The organism is Erwinia billingiae Eb661 (assembly GCF_000196615.1).
In the GTDB taxonomy this organism is placed as follows: Bacteria; Pseudomonadota; Gammaproteobacteria; order Enterobacterales; family Enterobacteriaceae; genus Erwinia; species Erwinia billingiae.
In genome coordinates this window covers 3117540-3140254 of the sequence record NC_014306.1, presented here as the reverse complement: position 1 = coordinate 3140254, position 22715 = coordinate 3117540, and the positions used below count along the sequence as shown (strand labels likewise).

At 55.6% G+C, this 22715-nt stretch carries 22 protein-coding genes; 19 read left to right on the top strand and 3 right to left on the bottom strand.

Annotated elements, in window-relative coordinates:
• The first annotated feature begins 59 nt into the window (after window positions 1–59).
• From nac to EBC_RS15790, 5 genes are all read left to right on the top strand, one after another.
• Entirely contained in the window at window positions 60–977 is a 918-nt protein-coding gene (gene nac / locus EBC_RS15810) for a nitrogen assimilation transcriptional regulator NAC (RefSeq protein WP_013202834.1), read from the top strand.
• Window positions 978–1116: 139 nt separating this feature from the next.
• A complete protein-coding gene (cbl, locus tag EBC_RS15805; RefSeq protein ID WP_013202833.1) occupies window positions 1117–2073 on the top strand; it encodes an HTH-type transcriptional regulator Cbl in 957 nt (318 codons plus the stop codon).
• Between the two features lie 109 nt (window positions 2074–2182).
• Window positions 2183–3025, top strand: a complete 843-nt coding sequence (locus EBC_RS15800; protein ID WP_013202832.1) for a GNAT family N-acetyltransferase — start codon at window positions 2183–2185, stop codon at window positions 3023–3025.
• Complete coding sequence (locus EBC_RS15795) at window positions 3025–3951, top strand: 2-hydroxyacid dehydrogenase (protein WP_013202831.1); 927 nt, start codon at window positions 3025–3027, stop codon at window positions 3949–3951. The genes EBC_RS15800 and EBC_RS15795 overlap by 1 nt, the downstream gene beginning before the upstream one ends.
• Before the next feature lie 201 nt (window positions 3952–4152).
• A complete protein-coding gene (locus EBC_RS15790; protein WP_013202830.1) occupies window positions 4153–4998 on the top strand; it encodes an oxidoreductase in 846 nt (281 codons plus the stop codon).
• A gap of 63 nt (window positions 4999–5061) precedes the next feature.
• On the opposite strand, the gene EBC_RS15785 is transcribed toward EBC_RS15790, so the two are convergent.
• Window positions 5062–6243 (bottom strand): aminotransferase class I/II-fold pyridoxal phosphate-dependent enzyme, encoded by a 1182-nt coding sequence (locus EBC_RS15785; protein ID WP_013202829.1) that lies wholly within the window; start codon window positions 6241–6243, stop codon window positions 5062–5064.
• Window positions 6244–6483: 240 nt separating this feature from the next.
• On the opposite strand from EBC_RS15785, the gene EBC_RS15780 reads away from it, so the two are divergent.
• The 14 genes from EBC_RS15780 to EBC_RS15715 all read left to right on the top strand — a co-directional run bounded on the left by EBC_RS15780 (window position 6484) and on the right by EBC_RS15715 (window position 20840).
• Window positions 6484–7299, top strand: a complete 816-nt coding sequence (locus EBC_RS15780) for a MetQ/NlpA family ABC transporter substrate-binding protein (RefSeq protein WP_013202828.1) — start codon at window positions 6484–6486, stop codon at window positions 7297–7299.
• On the top strand, window positions 7296–8321 hold the full coding sequence (locus EBC_RS15775; protein ID WP_013202827.1) for a methionine ABC transporter ATP-binding protein: 1026 nt from the start codon (window positions 7296–7298) through the stop codon (window positions 8319–8321). Before EBC_RS15780 ends, EBC_RS15775 begins: the two co-directional genes overlap by 4 nt.
• A complete protein-coding gene (locus EBC_RS15770) occupies window positions 8314–8982 on the top strand; it encodes a methionine ABC transporter permease (protein WP_013202826.1) in 669 nt (222 codons plus the stop codon). Before EBC_RS15775 ends, EBC_RS15770 begins: the two co-directional genes overlap by 8 nt.
• 7 nt (window positions 8983–8989) lie before the next feature.
• Entirely contained in the window at window positions 8990–11305 is a 2316-nt protein-coding gene (locus tag EBC_RS15765; protein WP_013202825.1) for a molybdopterin-dependent oxidoreductase, read from the top strand.
• A gap of 135 nt (window positions 11306–11440) precedes the next feature.
• Window positions 11441–12463, top strand: coding sequence for an isopenicillin N synthase family dioxygenase (locus EBC_RS15760; protein WP_013202824.1), 1023 nt, complete (start codon window positions 11441–11443; stop codon window positions 12461–12463).
• Window positions 12464–12479: 16 nt separating this feature from the next.
• Window positions 12480–13283: a MetQ/NlpA family ABC transporter substrate-binding protein gene (locus EBC_RS15755; RefSeq protein WP_013202823.1), complete on the top strand. Its 804-nt coding sequence runs from the start codon at window positions 12480–12482 to the stop codon at window positions 13281–13283.
• Window positions 13276–14064, top strand: coding sequence for a methionine ABC transporter ATP-binding protein (locus tag EBC_RS15750; RefSeq protein WP_013202822.1), 789 nt, complete (start codon window positions 13276–13278; stop codon window positions 14062–14064). The genes EBC_RS15755 and EBC_RS15750 overlap by 8 nt, the downstream gene beginning before the upstream one ends.
• On the top strand, window positions 14052–14720 hold the full coding sequence (locus EBC_RS15745; RefSeq protein WP_041692053.1) for a methionine ABC transporter permease: 669 nt from the start codon (window positions 14052–14054) through the stop codon (window positions 14718–14720). The genes EBC_RS15750 and EBC_RS15745 overlap by 13 nt, the downstream gene beginning before the upstream one ends.
• Before the next feature lie 18 nt (window positions 14721–14738).
• Window positions 14739–15809 carry an iron-containing alcohol dehydrogenase family protein gene (locus EBC_RS15740; RefSeq protein ID WP_013202820.1) on the top strand — a complete coding sequence of 357 codons (1071 nt, stop codon included), beginning with the start codon at window positions 14739–14741 and terminating at the stop codon, window positions 15807–15809.
• A 204-nt stretch (window positions 15810–16013) separates the two neighbouring features.
• A complete protein-coding gene (locus EBC_RS15735; protein ID WP_013202819.1) occupies window positions 16014–16280 on the top strand; it encodes a type II toxin-antitoxin system TacA family antitoxin in 267 nt (88 codons plus the stop codon).
• On the top strand, window positions 16268–16759 hold the full coding sequence (locus tag EBC_RS15730; RefSeq protein ID WP_013202818.1) for a GNAT family N-acetyltransferase: 492 nt from the start codon (window positions 16268–16270) through the stop codon (window positions 16757–16759). The genes EBC_RS15735 and EBC_RS15730 overlap by 13 nt, the downstream gene beginning before the upstream one ends.
• 273 nt (window positions 16760–17032) lie before the next feature.
• Entirely contained in the window at window positions 17033–18193 is a 1161-nt protein-coding gene (locus tag EBC_RS15725; RefSeq protein WP_013199948.1) for an IS30 family transposase, read from the top strand.
• A gap of 234 nt (window positions 18194–18427) precedes the next feature.
• Complete coding sequence (locus EBC_RS15720) at window positions 18428–19606, top strand: MFS transporter (protein WP_013202817.1); 1179 nt, start codon at window positions 18428–18430, stop codon at window positions 19604–19606.
• A 124-nt stretch (window positions 19607–19730) separates the two neighbouring features.
• Entirely contained in the window at window positions 19731–20840 is a 1110-nt protein-coding gene (locus tag EBC_RS15715) for an alkene reductase (RefSeq protein ID WP_013202816.1), read from the top strand.
• Between the two features lie 8 nt (window positions 20841–20848).
• Here EBC_RS15715 and EBC_RS15710 read toward each other — a convergent pair whose 3' ends face one another.
• Both EBC_RS15710 and EBC_RS15705 read right to left on the bottom strand, forming a co-directional pair.
• On the bottom strand, window positions 20849–21760 hold the full coding sequence (locus EBC_RS15710) for a LysR family transcriptional regulator (RefSeq protein WP_013202815.1): 912 nt from the start codon (window positions 21758–21760) through the stop codon (window positions 20849–20851).
• Window positions 21761–21782: 22 nt separating this feature from the next.
• Window positions 21783–22517, bottom strand: a complete 735-nt coding sequence (locus tag EBC_RS15705) for a hypothetical protein (protein ID WP_041692052.1) — start codon at window positions 22515–22517, stop codon at window positions 21783–21785.
• Window positions 22518–22715 lie beyond the last annotated feature (198 nt).

The following is a 22715-nucleotide window of genomic DNA, read 5'->3' as shown; positions in this document are numbered from 1 at the left end:
TGAAAACTTATTTCTTACGCCAGTGAAAATGGCATTCGGGGATCCGTGACGGAGGCAACATGAACTTACGACGACTCAAATATTTCGTAAAAATCGTCGACATCGGCAGCCTGACTCAGGCCGCAGAAGTCCTGCATATTGCACAGCCTGCCCTCAGCCAGCAGGTCGCGATGCTTGAGAATGAACTGGACCAGCAATTGTTGATCCGCACCAAGCGTGGCGTGACGCCAACCGAAGCGGGCAAGATCCTGTATTCCCATGCCCGCACCATTTTGCGCCAATGTGAGCAGGCCCAGACCGCGGTGATCAATGCCGGTCAGTCACTGAATGGTCAGGTCTCTATCGGACTTGCACCGGGCACCGCAGCGTCATCGCTGACCATGCCTTTACTGCAAACCGTGCGTGAGCAATTCCCGGATGTGCTGGTTTATCTGCATGAGAACAGCGGCTCGTCATTAAACGAAAAAGTGATGAATGGGCAGCTTGACATGGCGGTGCTCTACGATCGTGCGCCTACGGCTGGCATCACCAGCATGCCGCTGATGAAAGAAGAATTGTATCTGGTTGGCGCAACGGACTGTCCTGGACAGACCATTGACCTGGCCGACGTGGCGCTGATGAACCTGTTCCTGCCGCGTGATTACAGCGCCGTGCGTAAACGCGTTGATGAAGCCTTCTCACTGCGTCGCCTCAGCGCCCGCATTATCGGTGAAATCGAATCTATCGCCACGCTGACCGCCGCTGTTTCCAGCGGAATGGGTGTCACCGTATTGCCAGAATCTGCTGCCCGTGCGCTGGTCAGTTCGACCAATGCGTGGATGGCGCGAATTAACAGCCCAACGCTGAATCTGCCGCTGTCGCTGAACGTCTCTGCCCGCGTGCCGCTGTCGCCATCGGCGCAGGCGGTGAAAAATATTCTGTTATCGCTGCTGAACAAGCCGGTGGTCGAAGACCGCGAACTGATGTTAGTGAGCTAATCCCCTCTGTCGGGCGCGCGGTTGCGCGCCTCACTTCTTAGCACTAAAAAGCATATAAAACCTTTTTTTATTATTTGTTGATATCGATTAGCCTCCTTAACATGTCGTTATCCAACAGAAAACAGAAAGGGGCGCGCGCGTGAATTTTCAACAGCTTAAAATCATCAGGGAAGCCGCACGCTGCGACTTTAATCTTACCGAAGTTGCCAATACGTTATTCACTTCGCAATCGGGCGTCAGTCGCCATATCCGGGATCTGGAAGATGAACTGGGCGTGGAGCTGTTTATCCGTCGTGGCAAACGTCTGCTCGGCATGACCGAACCCGGTAAAGCGCTGTTGACCATTGCTGAACGCATCCTCGATGAAGCGGGCAAGGTGCGCCGCCTGGCGGACGTCTTCACCAATGAATCCAGCGGCGTGCTGACCATCGCCACCACCCACACTCAGGCACGCTATTCTCTGCCGAAGGTGATCAAAGCCTTCCGTGCGCTCTATCCTAATGTCCGCGTTGAACTGAACCAGGGATCTCCGCAGGAGATCGTTACCATGCTGGCTGCAGGCGAAGCCGATGTCGGGATCGCCAGCGAGCAGGTAGTGAATAACCCGGCGCTGGCCGCTTTCCCGTGGTTTAACTGGCATCATGCGCTGCTGGTGCCGAAAGGGCATGAGCTGGAGCAGCAGCAGCCGGTCTCGCTGGAAGCGCTGAGCCGCTATCCGTTAATCACCTACCGCCAGGGCATCACCGGACGTTCGCGCGTTGACCGCGCCTTCCATTCTGCCAGCCTGAAGCCGGACATCGTGTTAAGCGCGCAGGATTCCGACGTGGTGAAAACCTATGTCGAATTAGGCTTAGGTGTCGGCGTGCTGGCCGATCAGGCCTGCCAGCTGGACGAGCATTCGTCGCTGACCCGACTGGAAGCCAAGCATCTGTTCGAGTCCAACACCGTCTGGCTGGGGTTGAAGCGCGGCCAGCTGCAGCGCAACTTTGTCTGGCAATTCCTTGAGTTGTGCAATGCCAATCTGTCGCTGGAAGAGATCAAGCGTCAGGCGTTGGCGGTCACCACCGAGGAGCCGGTACTCGACTTCCAGATCTGACCGTTCAGGCTCGCCTGAAGCAAAAACAGTTGAAAAAGAAGCGCAAATACGCCCATTCTCATCACCCGAGATGGGCGTTTTTTTTGCCTTCAGCCGTAAAGGAATAAGCATGAGTTACCCGATTTGCGCACTGCAGGACCGGCATCTTCAACAGGCCTTTGCTCTGACCCAACACCTCAAGTGGCCGCACCGGCTGGCGGACTGGCAACAGGCGCTGCAGCTGGGCGAGGGGATCGCCGTGGAACAGGACGGTGAACTGCTGGGCACGACAATTTTCTGGCGCTGGGGCGAGGATTACGCCTCGATTGGACTGGTGATTGTCGCCGACCAGGCGCAGGGCAAAGGGATTGGCAAGCAGCTGATGCAAACCGCGCTGCAAAAGCTGGAAGGGCGCAACGCGCGCCTGCACGCCACGGAGATGGGGCAACCGCTGTACGAGAAGCTGGGGTTTGTCGCCTGTGGGCACATAGAACAGCATCAGTGCCGTGAACTGGCCGAAGTGATCCCGCTGTTACCTGAACAGGGGCAGCTGCTGCGGCCTGCCTGCCGTGACGATTTGGCGCTGATGACCACTTTGGATCGTCAGGCGCACGGTCAATACCGGCCGCAGCTTATCGACACCCTGTTCGACAGCGCAGAGCGAATTTTACTGCTGGAAGAGCAGGGCACGGTGCAAGGTTTTGCCTGCCTGCGGCGTTTTGGTCACGGCTATAGCGTTGGCCCGGTTATCTGCCGCGATCTTCCGCGTGCAAAGGTGCTGATTAGCGCGCTGCTGGCGGGATTGCAGGGGCAGTTTGTTCGCCTGGATACCAGCAGCGAAACCGGCCTCGGCGACTGGCTTAATACTTTGGGTTTGCTGGAAGTTGACCGCCCGGTGGCGATGATCCACGGCAAGCCCTGGCAGCCGCAAGGAATGCTGGCGTTTGGCTTGATGTCGCAGGCGATGGCCTGATGAATATCCTCTATAAATCCGCCTCTGAACGCGGCGATCTGTGGGCGGATCTGCTGGCGCAACTGGCCCCGGACGCCAGCTTCCGCCAGTGGCCAGACATCGGCGATTCTGCAAGCATCGACTATCTGGTGGCCTGGCAGCCGCCGGAGGAGATCTTGCAGCAGTTCCCGAATCTGAAGGTGCTGTTCTCGGTGGGTGCCGGGGCCGACCAGTTTGATTATTCCCGCCTGCCGCCAGAACTGCCGGTGGTGCGGATGATCGAACCGGGCCTGACCCAGGGGATGGTGGAATACGTCACCTTCGCCGTGCTCGGTTTGCACCGCAATATGCCGCGCTATCTGCATCAGCAGCGTCAGCAGCTGTGGCTCGGCCATGGCAGCAAACCCGCGGCACACTGTCGGGTGGGGGTGATGGGCGTGGGTGAACTGGGCGAGGCGGCCTTAGCGCCGCTGGTGCAACTGGGCTTCGACTGCGCCGGCTGGAGCCGCTCGGCCAAAGCCATCCCCGGCGTCAGCAGCTTTGTCGGTGACGCCGAGCTTGGCGCGTTTCTGGCACGCAGCGATATCCTGATTTGCCTGCTGCCGCTGACGCCCGCCACCGAAGGCATCCTGAATGCTTCGCTGTTCAGCCAGCTGCCGCCGGGCGCGTCGCTGGTGCAGGTGGGGCGCGGCAAGCACCTTCATCATCAACACCTGCTGGACGCGCTGGAAAGTGGTCAGCTGCTGGCGGCGGTGATTGACGTCTCTTCGCCAGAACCGCTGCCGCAAGATCATCCGTTCTGGACCCATCCGGCCATCTGGCTGACGCCGCATATCGCCAGCCAGACCCAGCCCGAAAGTGCGGTGCGCGCGCTGCTGGAGAATATTCGCCGCTTTGAACGGGGCGAAACGATGATCGGCCTGGTTGACCGGTCGCGCGGCTATTAAGCAGAAATAGGGCCGCCACGGAATCTTCGCTAATGCCTTCATCGGCCCGACTGCCGCGGCTCCGCGTCGGTCGGGACATACTTTCGCACAAAGCAACCAGGCAGCGAGGCGTTTCAGCAACTACGCTTTGGGTCATGCTTTTCCCCACTGCGTTCGTGGTGGGGTTCTCATTTTCAACACTGCAGAACTGAGGATAACAACATGGCTACTGACAAGAATCCCGTCTGGTTTATTACCGGCTGCTCAACAGGTTTTGGGCGCGAACTGGTAAAAGAGCTGTTGAAACAGAATTACCGCGTAGTGGTCACCGCGCGGGATAAATCAAAAATTGAGGATTTGGTGACCGGCGTGGAAGATCGCGCGCTGGCACTGGCGCTGGACGTGACCGACAGCAGCACCATTAAAAAAGGGGTTGAGGCGGCGCTGGCGAAATTCGGCACCATCGATGTGCTGGTCAATAACGCCGGCTATGGCTATCAGACCTCGGTGGAAGAGGGTGAAGAGCAGGAAATCCGCGCCCAGTTTGATGCCAACGTCTTTGGCCTGTTTGCCATGACCCGCGAAGTGCTGCCGACCATGCGTAAAGCGGGCAGCGGACACATTATCAATATCACCTCGGTGGCGGGCATTATTGGCTTCCCAGGCTCGGGCTATTACTCTGCCAGCAAACATGCGGTAGAAGGCTGGTCAGATTCCCTGCTGGCGGAAGTGGGTCCGTTAGGCATTCACGTCACCTGCGTCGAGCCGGGACCGTTCCGCACCGACTGGGCCGGTCGTTCATTGCATCAGACGCCAAGCAAAATTAATGATTACGAGGAAACCGCCGCCGCCAGGATGAAAGGCACCGCCGAAAACAGCGGCAAGCAGGCGGGCGATCCGGTGCGCGCCGCGCAGGCAATGATTGCCATCACCCACACCGACGATGCGCCGCGGCATCTGGTGATGGGCGCCTGGGGTCACGATGCGGTAACGGCGAAACTCAAAGCGCGTCTTTCCCAGGTTGAAGCCTGGAAAGATACCTCGGTCGGCACTGATTTTCCGAAATGATTAACGCGCGGCGGGTTCGCTAGCAGCTTGCCGCACTGCTGAGGAGTCAACTCCTCAGCACCTTCATCCCGCAAAAAATTCCAACGCCGCAATGCGATCCAGCGCGGCCATCAGCAGCTCAGTCTGCACCGTCAGGCTGATGCGAATATACTGACTGGCGTGCTCACCAAATCCATCACCCGGTGCAACCAGCACATGGGCCTCGTGCAGAAGCTTGCCGACAAAATCCTCGCCGCTAAAGCCCTCCGGCACCGGCAGCCACAGGAAGAAGGTGCCTTGCTGTTTCCTCACCGGCCAGTTCATCTCCGCCAGCCTGGTAAAAACCTGCTCGCGTCGCTGATGATAGATATCGGCCAGCGCGTCAATGCGTTCGCTCGGCAGCTCCAGCGCGGTGACCGCGGCATCCTGAACGGCGCCATACACGGTACTGTAACTGTGGGTGTGCAGCTTCTTAAAAGCGCTGATAATCGAGGCATTGCCCACCGCAAAGCCAAAGCGCCAGCCGGCCATCAGGAAGCTTTTCGACATGGTATACACCTCGACGCCCCACTGTTTAGCGCCGGGCTGCGACAGCAGGCTGATCGGCCGATCCTGGCGGTGGCTGCCAATCGAGGCGTAGGCAAAGTCATGCAGTAGCGGCAGGTGATAGTTTTCGGCAAATTCCAGCGCGGCCTGGAACAGGGCCGGCGTCGCCATCGCGCCGGTAGGATTGTGCGGATAGTTAAGCACCAGCAGGCCGCCGCGACGGGCGATATCCTCGGGAACCCGGCTGAAGTCCGGCAGGAAACCGGTGCTTTCATCCAGTGGAATGCCGTAAAAATCGGCCTGCGACTGCCTGGCCGCAGAGCGGTAAAGGGGATAGCAGGGATCGGTGGAAATCAGCACCTGGCCGGGATTAAGCAACGCGCGCGGTATGCCGCTGACCGCAATATGCGATCCCTGAAAAACGGCGATCTCGCGATCGGGATCGAGTTCCACGCCGTATTCGCGCAGATAAAATGCGGCGATGGCCGTGCGGATCTGCGGTTTTCCCCAGAATGAGGAATATTCGTGATTGCCGGGGTTTTCCGCCGCGCTCTGCAGGCTGGCGATGATTTCCGGCGGCGTCGGCTGGCGCGGGCTGCCGGATGACAGGTCGATCAGCGGCAGCTGCGTGCCGTCGACGTTTGCCGCCAGCTTTTCCAGCACGCCAAATAAATTTTCTTCTAAGTCTTCCACTAATTGCGATGCGGCAAAGTCAGGCATATTCCCCCCGGAAATAAAACGGTTAAGCGGGAAATAATGGCATATCGCCTGAACAGTGAATACGGAAAACCCACGCGGACGTTAGCAGAAATAACGCTATCCATTGCCAGAAAGCGTTAATTCAAATGATGACTATCTTTAGCAGAATTAAGCCCAACGGCAACGGCTTTTTACCTTCAGGATCAAACTTTAGCTGTGATTTAATTACGTTCTTTCATTATCCGCATTAAGGATTTACTGATGAGCAAGTTTGTATTGCAAGGGATCGTTTTTGGCCTGTTATCTTCCGCCGCCGTTCTGGCCACCGCCCATGCTGACGACAATAAACTGATCCGGGTGGGCTTTAATCCGGGTCCGTATAAAGAGCAGTTCGAGAAAGGCGTCGCGCCCTCGTTAATTAAAAAGGGCTATAAGGTCGAATATAAAGATTTCAGTGACGGCATTCAGGTTAACGATGCGGTCAGCCGTGGCAATATCGAAGCCAATATTATGCAGCACCCGGTCTATCTGAAGTCGGTCAACGATCGCTTAGGCATTGATAACGTCGGCATTGTGCAGGTGCCAACCCCACCAATGGGACTGTATTCCGGCAAAATCACCTCGCTGACTAAGCCGGCTGAAGGCGCAACGGTGTCGGTGCCGAATCAGGCGTCCAATGAGTATCGCGCGGCGCTGTTATTGCAAAGCATCGGCTGGCTGAAAATCAGCCCGAAAAGCGATCCCGCTACTTTTTCGCAGAAAAACGTCACCGAAAATCCGTACAAAATTGTGCTGAAAGAGATGGATAACGCCCAGCAGGTCCGGGCACTGCCTGATGTCGATTACGGCGTGATCCAGGGCAACTTTGCGGTGTCCAGCGGCATGAAGCTCAGTTCGGCGCTGAAGCTGGAAGATCCCACCAGCAACTTTATCAACATCGTCACCGTGGCGGGCAAAAACAAAGACGCGCCGTTCGCCAAAGATATTATTGCCGGCTATCACTCTGCCGAATTCAAACAGTACATCCAGAGCCACGCTGAGTATCAGGGCTACCTGCTGCCAGACTATTTCAAATGAGTCAGCCAACCATCGCGTTTCGCAACGTCAGCAAAACGTTTTCACGTAACAACGTGGCGTTTCTGGCCCTCGACCGTATCGATCTCACCATCGAAAAGGGCGATATCTTTGGCGTGATTGGCACCAGCGGCGCGGGTAAAAGCACGCTGCTGCGGCTGATCAATCATCTGGAAACGCCAAGCCAGGGCGAGGTGCGGGTCAATGGCGAATCCCTGCAGGGAGTCAGCAAGCCACGACTCAATGAGGTGAAGAAAGACATCGGCATGATCTTTCAGCACTTCAACCTGCTGAATGCCAAAACCGTGTTTCATAACGTGGCGATCCCGCTGATTTTGCAGGGGCGGGATAAGGCGTTTATCCGCACGCGGGTGGAAGAACTGCTGGCGTTTGTCAGTCTGAGCGACAAGGCCAACAGCTTTCCCAACGAACTCTCCGGCGGTCAGAAGCAACGGGTCGGCATTGCCCGCGCGCTGGCAACCAATCCCTCGGTGTTGCTGTGTGACGAGGCGACCTCCGCGCTGGATCCGCAAACCACGGTGCAAATTCTGCTGCTGTTAAAAGAGATCAATCAGCGTTATGGCATCACCATCGTGCTGATTACCCACGAAATGTCGGTGGTGCAGAAGATCTGCAACCGGGTGGCGGTGATGGCACAGGGGCGCATTGTCGAGCAGGGCGATGTGCTGAGCCTGTTCGGTAATCCGCAGCACGCGGTCAGCGCCAGCTTTGTGCAGTCGGTGATCCACGATCGCCTGCCGGAACAAACGCTGGCGTTGCTGGCGGAACAGGAAACCGCGCGCTCGTTACGGCTGGAATTTATCGGCGTCACCGCGCAGCAGCCGATCATTAACCGCTTGATCCGCGACTTTCCGGTGGAGGTCAATATCCTGTTTGCCAATATGTCGGAAGTGCAGAGCACCATTCTCGGTTTTATGATCGTGCAGCTCAAAGGCGACGCGGCACACACCGAGGCGGCTATTCATTTTCTTCGCCAGTCAGGAGTGAAAATCACCGATGTTTGATCTCTTTGATACCGCCATTACCGGCGATCAGTTTCTGCTGGCGCTGCATGATACGGCGGTGATGATTGCCGTTTCTCTGGGGTTTGGCTCGCTGCTCGGCATCCCGTTGGGGATCGTGCTGGTGATCTGCCGTCCGGGCGGCATTCTGCCCAACCGCTTTGTGCATCAGGTGCTGAACCCGATTGTTAACGTCATCCGCTCGCTGCCCTTTATCATTTTGCTGATCACCATCCTGCCGTTTACCCGCCTGCTGGTGCATACCACCATCGGGACGCCGGGCGCGATTGTGCCGCTGGTGATCTTTATCGCGCCGTACATTTCCCGACTGGTCGAGAGCGCGCTGCTGGAAGTGGATGAAGGTATTCTCGAGTCCGCCAACGCGATGGGGGCCACCACCTTCCAGACCATCTGGTACTTTATGCTGCCGGAAGTCGCGTCCTCGCTGGTGCTGGCGCTGACCACCGCCACCATCGGCCTGCTGGGGGCAACCGCAATGGCGGGCACGGTGGGCGGCGGCGGCATCGGCGATTTAGCCATTACCTACGGCTATCAACGCTTTGACGTCTTTGCCACCCTGTCTACCGCGCTGGTGCTGATTGTTATCGTCCAGTTATTACAGACCTTTGGCACGCGTCTGGCGCGCCGACTTCGCCGCGAGTAACCGCCTGATGAACAATAAAGATTTGGCTGTGATGCACTGGGGCACCTATCGGGTGACCACGCAGCAGGGCGTGCTTACAAAGGTTGCGCCGGTGGCCTGGGATCGTCAGCCGTCAAAGATAGGCGAATCGCTGCCTGGCGCGGTGCAGGGAAATACCCGCGTTCAACGCCCGGCGGTGCGGCTGGGCTATCTTCAGGGCAAGGCGGCATCACGTAGCGCGCGCGGCAAAGAGCCGTTTGTCGAAGTCAGCTGGGACGTGGCGTTAACGCTGGTGGCGGATGAACTGGCGCGGGTGAAGCAGCAGCACGGCAATCAGGCGATTTACGGCGGCTCCTATGGCTGGTCCAGTGCCGGGCGCTTTCACCATGCGCAAAGCCAGCTGCACCGTTTTCTGAACCAGTTTGGCGGCTATACCGCCAGCAGCAACACCTACAGCATCGCCGCCGGTGAGCGCACGCTGCCGCATATTCTCGGCGATCTGGATGAGCTGCAACGCCGCCACACCCACTGGCCGGTCCTGGCGGAACACTGCGAGCTGTTTGTGGCGATTGGCGGCCTGCCGCTGCGTAACGCCCAGGTGAACGGCGGCGGAGCCAACGACCATGCGCTGGCGTTCTGGCTGGATAAAATGCGCGACAACGGCACCGAATTTATCAACGTCAGCCCGGTAAAAAACGATCTCTCTGCGGTGCCCGATGCCCGGTGGCTGGCGATCCAGCCCGGCACGGATACCGCCTTGCTGCTGGCGGTGTGTCAGGTACTGATTGCTGAACAGTTGGTCGATCGCGCGTTCGTGGCACGCTACACCACCGGCTTTGCCCCGTATTCAGCCTATTTGTTGGGTGAAAGCGACGGCGTGGTGAAAAGCCCGGAATGGGCGGCTGAGATTACCGGGCTGGCGGCCGACGATATTCGTCAGCTGGCGCGGCGGATGGCCAGCCGCAAAACGATGATCAATATTGCCTGGTCCGTGCAGCGCGCGCGGCAGGGCGAACAGGCGTTCTGGGCAGTGGTCGCCACCACCGCCTTACTGGGGCAGATCGGCACCGCCGGCGGCGGACTGGGCTTCGGCTATGCCTCGACCAATCTGGCCGGTGCCGATCGGCGGATGTTCTCCGGGCCGCGCCTGCCGGTCGGAAAGAACCCGGTCAGCCGTCGCATCCCGGTGGCGCGCATTGCCGACATGCTGTTGCAGCCGGGTGAACCCTTCGAGTTTGACGGCCAGTCGCTGAGCTATCCCGACATCCGGCTGATCTACTGGGCCGGCGGCAACACCTTCCACCATCATCAGGATCTCAACAAGCTGGTCAGCGCCTGGCAGCGCCCGGACACCATTATCGTGCATGAGCAGTTCTGGACCGCGCAGGCGAAATTCGCCGATATCGTGTTACCCGCCAGCACCTCGCTGGAACGGGAAGATATCGGCAGCGCCAGCAATGACGGCTTTATGATCGCTATGCAGCAGCATATTGCGCCGTTTGCCGAAGCGAAGTCTGACTACGCGATTTTCGCCGCGCTTGCGGAACGGCTCGGTTTTGCCCCGGCGTTCACCGAAGGCCGGAACGAGCGCGAATGGCTGCAGGCGATGTACGAGGGATCGCGAGCGCGTGCGGAAGAGCAGGGGATCACGCTGCCTTCATTCAGCGAATTCTGGGAAACCGGCAAGCTGGAATACGCCCGACCGGCGCAGCCGCAGATTATGTTGCAGGATTTTCGGGACGATCCCGACGCGGCACCGCTTTCGACGCCGTCCGGCAAGATTGAACTGTTTTCCGCCACGGTCGCCGGCTTCGATTATCAGGAAGCGCCGGGCCATGCTTACTGGCATCAGCCGGAGTACGAGGCTCAGCAGGCGGTGAAGCAGCACTGGCCGCTGCATTTGCTCTCCAGCCAGCCGCGCACGCGTCTGCACAGCCAGTACGATCATGGCAAAGTCAGCCAGCAGACCAAAATCGCCGGGCGCGAACCGCTCTGGATGCATCCGGACGATGCGCAGCCGCGCGGCATCGGCGAAAACAGCATCGTCAAAGTGTTCAATTCACGCGGAGCCCTGCTGGCGGGCGTCCATCTGACGCGGGATATTCTGCCGGGCGTGGTGCAGATGTCGACGGGCGCCTGGTACGATCCGCTGAATACGCATCAGGCCGCGCCAATGGACAAGCACGGCAATCCCAACGTGCTGACCGAGGATCGCGGCAGTTCACGGTTGGGCCAGGGCTGCAGTGCGCAAACCTGCTTTGTCGATATTCAGCTGTTTGACCAGCCGCTGCCGGAAATTACCGCCTACAACCCACCGCAATTTGTGAAATATCCCGGCGAGTAATCCGCTGTTATTTCAGCCATTTCACTGTTATTCATGAAATGCTGCCGATTGCATATTGATTGCAGGATTACTTCGTAGTTAAGCCCCGGCGGAAATGGCATTGTTGTTCTATGACATGCCAACGGGATAAGACTTATGAGCCAGACAGAAACGCTCGCGCTGCCGGTAATTGATTTCGCCCAGTTAACCGGCGATGAGCAGCAAAGAAAACACACCATTGAGAAACTCGGCCAGGCCGCGCGCGATGTCGGCTTCTTTTATCTGATTAATCACGGCGTTGAAAAAACCGTATTAGATAACGTACAGAACGTGGCCCGTTCTTTTTTTTCGCTTTCACAAGAAGAAAAGCTGAAAGTTAAAATGGAGAACTCGCCGCATTTTCGCGGATATAACCTGGCTGGTGTGGAAATAACCCGCAGCCAGCCGGATTACCGCGAACAATTCGATATTGGTGCCGATCGTGACGCGGTAGTAAACACCCCGGAAGTACCCACCTGGCAGCGGATGCAGGGACCGAATCAGTGGCCGGAGGCGTTGCCCGAATTAAAAACCGTGCTGACCGGCTGGCAGCAGGATATGACCCAGGTGGCGCTTGAGCTGCTGCGCGGCTTTGCCGAAGCGCTGCAACTGCCGCGCAACGCCTTCGATAACCTGTATGGCAAGTATCCGAACGAACATATCAAGCTGATCCGCTATCCTGGCCGCAGTGAGTCCGAGTCTTCGCAGGGCGTCGGCGCGCATAAAGATTCCGGTTTCCTGACGCTGCTGTTGCAGGACGACCAGCCGGGTTTGCAGGTTGAGGTTACGCCCGATAACTGGATTGCCGCCTCGCCACTGCCTGGCTCGTTTGTGGTCAATATTGGTGAACTGCTGGAACTCGCCAGCAACGGCTACCTGCGCGCCACCATCCATCGCGTGGTGTCACCGAAGGCCGAAAAGGAACGTCTGTCGGTGGCGTTTTTCCTCGGTGCCCAGCTCGATGCGGTGGTGCCGGTCTATCAGCTGCCGGACTCGCTTGCCCGTCTGGCGCTGGGTCCGGCCAGCGATCCGCTCAATCCCTTATTACGCGAAGTGGGCTGGAATTACCTGAAAGGCCGCCTGCGCTCCCATCCCGAAGTGGCCCGACGCTTCTATCCCGAACATACCAACAGTCAATAACAACAAGAGAATGATGATGATTAAAAAGACCGTATTTACCCTGGCAGGGCTGTCATTACTGGTTGCACAGAGCTTATATGCGGCGCCGTTACGCGTGGCAGCGGATCCGGTGCCACATGCCGAGATCCTGGAGTATGTGAAGAAAATCGATCCGAAGCTGGATCTGAATATTGTCGAACTGAACGGTGGGGTGAATGCGAACGAACTGCTGTCGGCAGGCGATGTGGATGCCAACTACTTCCAGCATCTGCCGTATCTGAAGGATCAGGAAAAAGCGCTCGGGAAAACCTTCAGCGTGGTGGCCAGCGTGCATATTGAGCCGCTGGGGATTTATTCCCGCAAGGTGAAAAGCCTTCAGGCGCTGCCGCAGGGGGCGACCATCGCGGTGCCAAATAACACCACCAACCTGAGCCGCGCGCTGTGGTTGCTTCAGCAGAAAGGGGTGATCAAGCTGAATGCGCAGGGTGAGGCCGGATCGACGCTGGTGACGCCGAAAGACATCAGCGACAACCCGAAAAAAATCAGAATCATCGAAATTGAATCGCCGCAGCTGCCGCGCTCGCTGGATGACGTCGATGCCGCGATTATCAACGGTAACTACGCGCTGGAAGCGGGCTTAACCCCGGCGAAGGATGCGTTGGGGCTGGAATCCGCCGAGCATAATCCGTATGCCAACCTGCTGGTGACCACGCCTGAACTGGCGAAAGATCCGCGCGTATTGCAACTGGCAAAAGACCTGACTTCACCGCAGGTTGCCGAATTTATCCGCAAGAACTACAACGGTTCGGTGATCCCGGTTGCGGACGAGAAGCATGATTAAACTCAGCCAAATCACTAAACATTATGCCGGCACGGAGGTGCCGGCGTTAGATCAGGTCTCGCTGACCATTGAGGATGGTTCGATCTTCGGCATTCTCGGGCGCAGCGGCGCGGGAAAAAGCACCCTGTTACGCTGCCTGAACCTGCTTGAACAGCCCAGCGCCGGGCAGATTGAGATTGATGGCGAAGACATTGGCAAGCTCAGCCTGCCGCAGCTGCGCCGTCAGCGGCAGCAGATGGGCATGATATTCCAGCACTTCAATCTGCTGCATTCCCGCACCGTTCACGACAACATCGATTTGCCGCTGGAAATTGCCGGTGTTCCCGCGAAACAGCGGCGCGAGCGCGTCAACGCCTTGCTACAGCTGGTTGGTCTGGAAAACTTTGCCAACGCCTGGCCATCACAACTTTCCGGTGGGCAAAAACAGCGGGTCGGCATCGCCCGGGCGCTGGCCGCCAAACCCCGTTACCTGCTGTGCGATGAAGCCACCAGCGCGCTGGACCCCGAAACCACCGCCTCGATCCTCGATCTGCTGGCCGATATTCAGCAGCAGCTCAACATTACCATCGTGCTGATCACCCATGAAATGGGCGTGGTGAAGCGTATCTGTGACGGCGCGGCGCTGCTGGAAAATGGCCGACTGGTGGAGAGCGGCAGCGTGACCGAAATTATGGCTCGCGCCGACGGACGCCTGCGCCAGATGCTGCTGAAAGATGGCGAAGCCGATCGAGCCTTTATTACCCGCTACCAGCGTGAGGAGCAGGCCAGATGCGTAGCGTAAACTGGGACCGCTTTCAGGATCTGCTGCTGAATGCCACCTGTGAAACCGCCTATATGGTACTGCTGGCGGCGGTGTTTACCGTGGCGCTGGGCCTGCCGGTGGGCGTGTTGCTGTTTTTAACCCGCAAGAACGGCATTTTGCCCAACCGCACGCTTGCCACCGTGCTGAATACCGTCGTCAACGTCGGCCGCGCCTTACCTTTCGTGGTGCTGCTGATTGCGCTGATCCCGTTCACCCGTTTGCTGGTTGGCACCACGCTGGGCAGTACGGCGGCCATTGTGCCGATCACGCTGGGCGCCTTTCCGTTTTTTGCCCGTATTGTCGAAAACGCGCTGGATGAGGTCGATCGCGGCCGCATTGAAGCTGTGGTGTCGATGGGCGGCAATCTGTGGCACATCGTCAGCCGGGTATTACTGCCCGAGGCGCTGCCCGCGCTGATCGCCGGCATTACCCTGACCATCGTGATGCTGATTGGCTTTTCCGCCATGGCCGGTGTGGTCGGCGGCGGTGGGTTAGGGGACCTGGCGATCCGCTACGGCTATCAACGTTTTGACAATCAGATTATGGCGGCAACGATTGTGGTGCTGCTGGTGATGGTGCAGGTCATTCAAAAGATCGGCGACCGCATTGTCCGATCGCTGGCCTACCGTCGCTAACCGAAAAGAGGACTTCCCATGTTTGCCATTAAATCGCCGAAAGCCTACCTGCAAAAGGCGGGGCTGCGGGCCGAAGTGGGCGAGATTGTTGCGCCGTTTGGCCTGCGTATTCATATCCTCACCTCGCCGCAGGCCTGGGAAGCGGTTAACCCGCAGCTGAGCGAAAGCCTGGAACGCGCGGGCATCCGCTGGCAGCTCAATTTTCTGCACGGCGAGTGCACCGATGCGGCGATAGAAACGCTGCAAAACAGCGTGCAGGAGCAGGACGTCAAGGTGGTGCTGGCGATTGGCGGAGGAAGGGTGCTGGACACCGCCAAGGCGGTCAACGACGCGCTGCCGGATCGGGTGCTGATCAATTTCTCCACGCTGGCCGCCACCTGTGCCGCCTGGTCGCCGCTGGCGATTGTTTATAATCAGCAGGGCGGGCATCTGCGCAGCGATCCGCTCAATAAAATGCCGGCGCTGGTGCTGGTGGACAGCGAGGTCATTGCCCGCAGCGACGTGCGTTATCTGAAGTCCGGCATCGTCGATGCGCTGGCCAAATGGTACGAGTTTGAGCCCTATCAGCGGCAAAACCCCGACCGTCTGGCGCTGGATCTGAAAGTCTATGCGGCCTGGCAGGCGGTGGCCGCGTTTGAGAAGTGGGGCGAGCAGGCCGTTGCCGACAATGCGCAACAGCGGGTGACGCCGGCGCTGGAAAAGGTGATTGAGGCCAATATCGTGCTGGCCGGGCTGGCAAACAGCATTCAGGATCGGCTTGCCACGCCGGGATTTGCCCACGTGATCCACGATCGCCTGACCCATCAGCCCGAATTACATCACTGGCTGCACGGCGAGAAGGTTGGTTTCAGCCTGCGGGTGCAATCGATTATCGAGCAAAACAGCGATCGGGCGGACAGCCGGTTGATGGGGCTGTTGCAGCGCTTCAATACGCCGCTGACCCTGCCGTTTGTTGGTGATGACCGCAAAGCGCGGGTCAGAGCGCTGGCTGAATCCATCCGCTTCCCGGCGGACAGCCTGCAGCATCTGCCGTTTACGATTACCGCCGATAAGCTGGAGCAGGCGTTGTTGAGTACCCTGGCTGACTAAGGAAATATGCCTCGATGTGCTCTTGTCAACGCAAAGCAGAAAAGGCCTTTTTGTTGCAAGACACAAGTGTTCTTTCCTCAGGCTAAGGTAGAGGTTGATTGTTTCAACGCTATCCCGTCACAAAAAATTCGCTGTCAATGTGTATAGCATTCTCTATACGGCAGATGTAAGCTATGTATATCATTTGCTATACAGGAGCTCATCATGAAATCTGATGTTCAGCTTAACATTCGGGCTAAAGAAGCCCAGCGCGTGTTGATCGATACCGCTGCCGCTATTCTTCATAAATCACGCACCGACTTTATACTAGACATCGCTTGCCAGGCTGCTGAAAACGTTATCCTTGATCGTCGGATGTTTAATCTCGATGATGAACAGTACGCCGAGTTTATCAATATGCTGGATGCACCCGTTAAAGCGAATCCGGCACTGGATACGCTCCTGGCGAGAAAACCGCAGTGGGAAAAGTAACCGCTCCAGCACCGCTAAATACGACTCACATTCTTTCAGAGTTTCACTCCGGGGAAGCTGCACTGGATGAATGGATCAGGCTCAGGGGGTTAAAGAACCAGTCGACCGGCGCCGCCAGAACGTTTGTGGTATGCCGGGAAGATTCTTCACACGTGGTTGGTTTTTACTCTCTGGCCACCGGCAGTGTCACTCATGCCATTGCACCCGGTGGGCTCAGACGAAACATGCCTGACCCCCTTCCCATCATAATTTTGGCCCGGCTGGCAGTTGGTTCGAGTTGCCAGGGCCAGGGTCTTGGTGCGGATTTACTGCACGATGCAATACTCCGTATTTGCCGGGTTGCGGAGAATATCGGCGTCCGGGCCATTATGGTGCATGCCTTGTCTGATGTGGCAAAACAGTTTTACCTGCATCATGGATTCCAGCCCTCAATGACACAGGGAAAAACACTTTTTCTCCGGTTACCTACTGCCATTTAACCGTACGTCAGCCCTAATTTCCTCTGGGGGCAACTCACAGCCAGAAGCGGATATTTTTAACAACACGTTGTGTTAATCAATGGGGATCAAGCCATAGCGGCTGTAGCCATTCTTGTGATTAATAATGTGAGAGAGTTTGCGCGAATGCCGGGTCTGTTGCAGAAAGACTGGGTTCGCTGACCGCGGACAGAACGCCAGATGATGAAGGTACGCTCTGTGCTGTGAGTTCAATTGGTCGATGCAACGCTATCCTTAAACAAGGAGGGCGTTACCATGAAACAAAGATCCCGTATTTACTACACGCCAGAACAGAAAGCGATTATCTGGGACAGGTATAAGCAAGGTGATTCTTTGCATGAAATCGCCAGAATGTTCGACAGATATCACTCTTCTATTATGCCCACGATTTACCAAACGGGTGGGTACCGTCCTCCAACTCGAAAACGGCACCGGTTATCTCTTTCGCTTGATGAAAGAGAGGAGATATCCAGAGGGCTGGTAGCAAAACGCAGTATCAGGGAAATAGCTGATAAATTATCAAGAGCCCCCTCGACTATTAGCCGCGAGATACAGAGGCACGGAGGTGCAAATCAATACCGTGCAGCAAAAGCTGATAAGGAAGCGTGGAACAGTACCCTCAGACCTAAACCTTGTAAGCTAATTGAATGCTCCGCATTGTGTAAAATCATTGCGGAAAAAATGCATCAGGGCTGGGCACCAGAACAAATCGCCGGTTGGTTGAAACGCTGTTATCCCGATAATCAGGAAATGCATGTGTCACATGAAACGATTTATAAAACGCTTTTTATACAAACCCGGGGAGCATTAAAAAAAGAACTACAACAGTGCCTCAGAAGCGGAAGAACAGTGCGTAAATCCAGAACAACATCGCTTAAAGGGAAAGGATTAGGGTCAATCCCGGGCGCGATACCCATCAGCGAAAGGCCACCTGAAGCCGCAGACAGAGCCATACCGGGTCACTGGGAAGGTGACCTGATCCAGGGCTCGAAAAACTCTTATATCGTCACACTGGTAGAACGCCATTCCCGCTTTGTTATGCTGGCAAAAATCAGTGATAACAAGACCTCCACAGTAATATCAGCACTTATCAGACAAGCCCAAAGTTTACCTGCAGAACTGTATAAAACATTAACCTGGGACCGGGGTGCTGAAATGACCAACCACATCATGTTTACCGTAGCCACTGATATACAGGTCTATTTTTGTGATCCTCAATCCCCCTGGCAGCGTGGTTCAAATGAAAATACGAACAGATTGCTCAGAGAGTATTTTCCAAAAGGGACAGACCTTTCAGTTCACAGCCAGCAAAGATTAAATAGTGTTGCCAGGCAACTTAACGAGAGGCCGAGAAAAACACTAGACTTTGAGTCACCCGCAGAGCGATTTAACCGGTGTGTTGCATCCATTAGTTGAACTCACAGCCAATAGCGGACATTGCTCATGGTCAGTTATACCAACCAACGAAGATCAGGTCTGTTGCATTGAAGAATTTATGTCTACATAGAAACGCCTGAATACGTATTTCCCCCCTTATCAAACTCAGCGATGATCCTTTCTCCGGAAAATCATCCGGGCAACAACGCATAAAAGTTACGTTTCGCTATTTAACTTTGTGAATTTCATCTGCAATGTTTCTAAGGGTATTCCATGCAAAATAAAAGCACTCTGCTTTTACTGGCGCTGTCTGTGGCTGTTTTCGGGGTAATCACCACCGAAATTGCCATCATCGGCTTACTGCCAAAACTGGTTTCTCAGCTCCACGTCACGCCCACCCAGGTCGGTTTTCTGGTCAGCATCTATGCCATTATCGTGGCCGTTACCGGGCCTTTTATCACGCTGATGCTGTCTGGCTTTAACAAGAAAACGGTTCTGCTGAGCATTCTTGTCGTCTTTATTGTGTCGAACCTGATTTATGCCACCACTGACGTGTTCAACCTGATGTTGGTGTTTCGCATTCTGCCTGCGCTGGCTCATGCCGTCTTCTTTGCCGTTGCGCTGGTTGTGGCCGCTAATTCCGTACCGAAAGAAAAAGCCGCAGGCGCTGCAGCAAAAGTGTTTGCCGGAGTGGCCATTGGGCTGGTGCTGGGTGTCCCCCTCAGCTCTCTGATTGCCGAGCATTTCTCTTTATCCGCAGCGTTTTACTTTGGTGCTGCAGCGTGCGTGGTGGCCTTCCTGGGCGTCCTGTTCCTGATGCCATCAATGCCGACCCTGCATAAGGTTTCCTTTGCCAGCCAGCTTTCCGTTCTGCGGAACGGTAAGCTGTGGCTGACCATCTCAACGGTAACGTTAATTTTCGCCGCAATGTTTTCCAGCTTTAGCTATGTTGCAGATTATCTTTCACGCGTTACTCACCTGAATAACAATTACATCAGCGCCATGCTAATCCTCTTTGGTGTCTGTGGTTTTGCTGGCAACTTCGTGTTCAGCAGTTTCCTGCAAAAGAACGTAGTTAAAACCACTCTGGTTTACCCGCTGCTGTTCACCTTGCTTCTGCTTTTGGTATGGTTCTTTGGCTTTTCACCGTTGGTGATGTGCCTGCTGACCGTGTTCTGGGGCGCATTCCACTCATCCGGCCTGGTGGTCAGTCAGACCTGGCTGATGCGTGAAGCCAGCGAAGCGCCCGAGTTTGCCAACAGCCTTTATATGTCGTTCTCCAATCTGGGAATTACCCTCGGTTCACTGACGGGTGGATGGTTTATCGCCCGCCTGGGGACGCACTCGGTGGTACTGAGCAGCGTGCTCTTCACTCTGCTGGCATTTGTCAGCATTCTGATTAAACACCGCTCTGATACTAAATCAGTACCGGTTCAGGAAGAGATGGCCTGAAAAAAATAAAGACGGATCGCTGCTCTAAGTAGAATCTATGGAACCTCTGTTCGGAACAGAACGGGGGTTTTATTCCCTCTTTCAGCACCGCATTATGGAGTTCAGTGATTAAAAGGAGCCTGTAATGGAAAAGTTGTTTACTTCATACACCGTCGGCGACACGACAATTCAAACCCGTATTGTCATGGCACCGATGACCCGTTCCCGGGCCAGAGAAGGGGATATTGCCGATAACCTCACCGCTAAATATTATCGTCAGCGCGCATCAGCAGGCCTTATCGTCAGCGAAGGCTCTCAAATTTCCGTTCAGGGGCAGGGGTATCTTTTTACGCCTGGTATCTACTCTGCTGCACAGGTAGAGGGATGGAAGAAAACGACTCAGGCTGTTCATCAGGCAGGCGGCAAAATATTCATCCAGCTCTGGCATGTTGGGCGAATTTCGCATGTCAGTCTGCAAAAGAATGGCGCCGCCCCCGTCAGCTCAGTTGCCGTCAGGGCTGAAAACTCGACGTGTTATGCCCGTGATGAAAATGGCATTGCTGGACCTGTTCCGGTTTCATTCCCGCGCGCTCTTTCAGCCAAAGAGATCGGTTTGGTCATTCAGGATTATGTACAGGCCGCTGAAAATGCTATTGAAGCGGGTTTTGACGGCGTCGAAATCCACGCGGCAAACGGCTATCTGCTTGAACAGTTTATTAATGGCGCTCTGAACACGCGCAGCGATGAATACGGTGGTGAGAGAATTGAGAACCGACTGCGATTCGTGCTTGAAGTGACTGACGCTGTATCACGGGCGATCGGTGGAGGAAAAACCGGCATACGACTTGCGCCATTTGGTCGTCTGTTTGATATGCATGCATTCAGCGGTGAAGAACAAACCTGGCTGACGCTGGCAGAAGAGCTCACGACACGCCGGCTGGCCTATGTTCACCTGAGCGATCAACAGACTTTAGGTGAACAGGCTATTCCTGAAGGATTCATTGAGAAATTCCGAAAGGCCTACAGCGGCTCGCTCATTATTGCAGGGGGATTCGATAAGCAACGAGCCGAAATTTACCTGCAGGAAGGAAAAGCGGATCTCATTGCTTTTGGCAGACCCTATATTGCCAATCCTGACCTCACAGAGCGGATGAAAAACAACTGGCCGCTGAATGAAGTTAACCGGGCAACAATGTATGGTGGGGCTGAGGAAGGCTATACCGATTATCCGTTCTGGCCAGATACAACGGCATAGTCGTCCCATCAGTCAAGTAAGCCGTCTTCTGCTGCCTTTATCAACGTGTCCACAACATAACGAATTTTAGGTAACAGTTGGCGGTTTTTAGGCCAGAGCGCACTGATGGGCATTTCTCCACCGGAATGTCCGACCAGAACCTCTTTCAGCTCCCCTGATTCAAGATATTTTCCAACCAGCCATAACGGCAGTTGTGAAAGCCCACAGCCCGCCAGCGTGGCCGATAACATCGCATCTCCGTCCGCAAACTCATGGGTCGGTGGCGGCGTATACCGCGAAATCTGACCATCATTTTCTTTGAGTAGCCAGGAGATCGGCTGATTCCGGCGAAACCCCACCACACACTGATGCTGGCTCAGTTCTTCAGATGAAACGGGTTCTCCACCGTACAGTAAATAGTCAGGAGAAGCGCAGATAACCAGTTTCTGCGTGGTCAGCCTTCTGGCAACCAGCCCACTGCTGTCGGCAAGTTCACCAATGCGGATGACAAGGTCAATACCCTCCTCAATGAGGTCGACAAATCGTTCGCTGAAAGTGACGGTCAATGCGAGTTCGGGATAACGGCGTGTAATCTGCAGCAGGATCGGCAAAATACGCTGTCTGCCAAAGGCTGCGGGTAAGTCCACCCGAAGCCGCCCTGAAGGCTGGCAGATATGAGAGGTCAACTCGGCTTCTGCCTGCTCAAGAATATCCATGGCATTTTGACAACTTATCAGGAAACGCTCACCATCCGGCGTCAGGCTCAGACGCCGCGTGGATCGCAGAAACAATTTAAGTCCCAGCCTGGCTTCAAGGCGACCCACACTTTTACCCACGGCTGATTTTGTCAGCCCGAGTCTCTCAGCCGCCGCGGTAAAACCTCCCTGCTGTGCAGTAGTGACAAAGGCGGTAATTCCGCCCAGGTGATCGGTATTTCGCATGTTGAATATTCCGTTAAGTGCTTCAGGACCAGTCTGCGTGACGAATGACGAGGTAGCGGCCTCCCTCTTCAGCCAGTTCCAGGCAGAGTCTCCGTTCAGTACCATCTACAGGAAGTAACAGGGTGCTCTTCATCGCCAGAATGTCTGTCTCTTCAATACTTATCCCGTCGGGATCGGCACTGCGTAAAAATGCGGGTAAATTCTGCCGTGTATTCTCATCGGCTTTCCCGGAAACGATCGTTGAAACAGCCCCAGACCTTGCGGTCAGCATAAGCTGAAAGAAACGGGCTATAAACGAATGTACCCGGTTTTCACTGAATGACTCACGGAATACCTTATCAGGGTTTTGATATACGGGAGTTTTCTGCATGAAAGTAAAAAAAGCGTCCTCTCCCTCACCGAATAAGAGCGTTGTCCGGTATTCCGAAAGTGCCCCTCCCACCGTCAAATCACTTTCGACCCTCTGGTAGCCAATATCCATATTAACGGTTGCCTCGTTTTCCTGGCCGGGAATAAATTCAAAGCGCCGGATAAAGTGCGAGCCCTTTTCGTATGGCAGGCTTTTCAACCAGCTATCCATTCCGTCTTTTCCCTCGGCCAGAAGATGCGTGCCGGCATGAACCAGCCTGACGTACGGAGTAAAAATATCCAGATGCCGGCTGACCTCCTCTGTTTGTCCCTCAAAAAAAGCAAACCAGCGATGGGCAATATCACATGCCGAGTAATACCGGGCTTTCCAAATCTGCTCTTCAGTCATGGTTTTTCCTTGTCTGTCTGTCTGTCGTGTCGTGTCGCAGGTGGTTTTGGTTTGTTGACGCAGAGTAAGACATCAAAGATACCCCTAAAGAAGAAACAGGATTGTAGAATCTAAGTCCGCATAGATGCGACCGAAACCCGATTTATCATCCGTGTAAAAACAATCATAGTAATTTCCGAAATGATTAATTTACCTCCG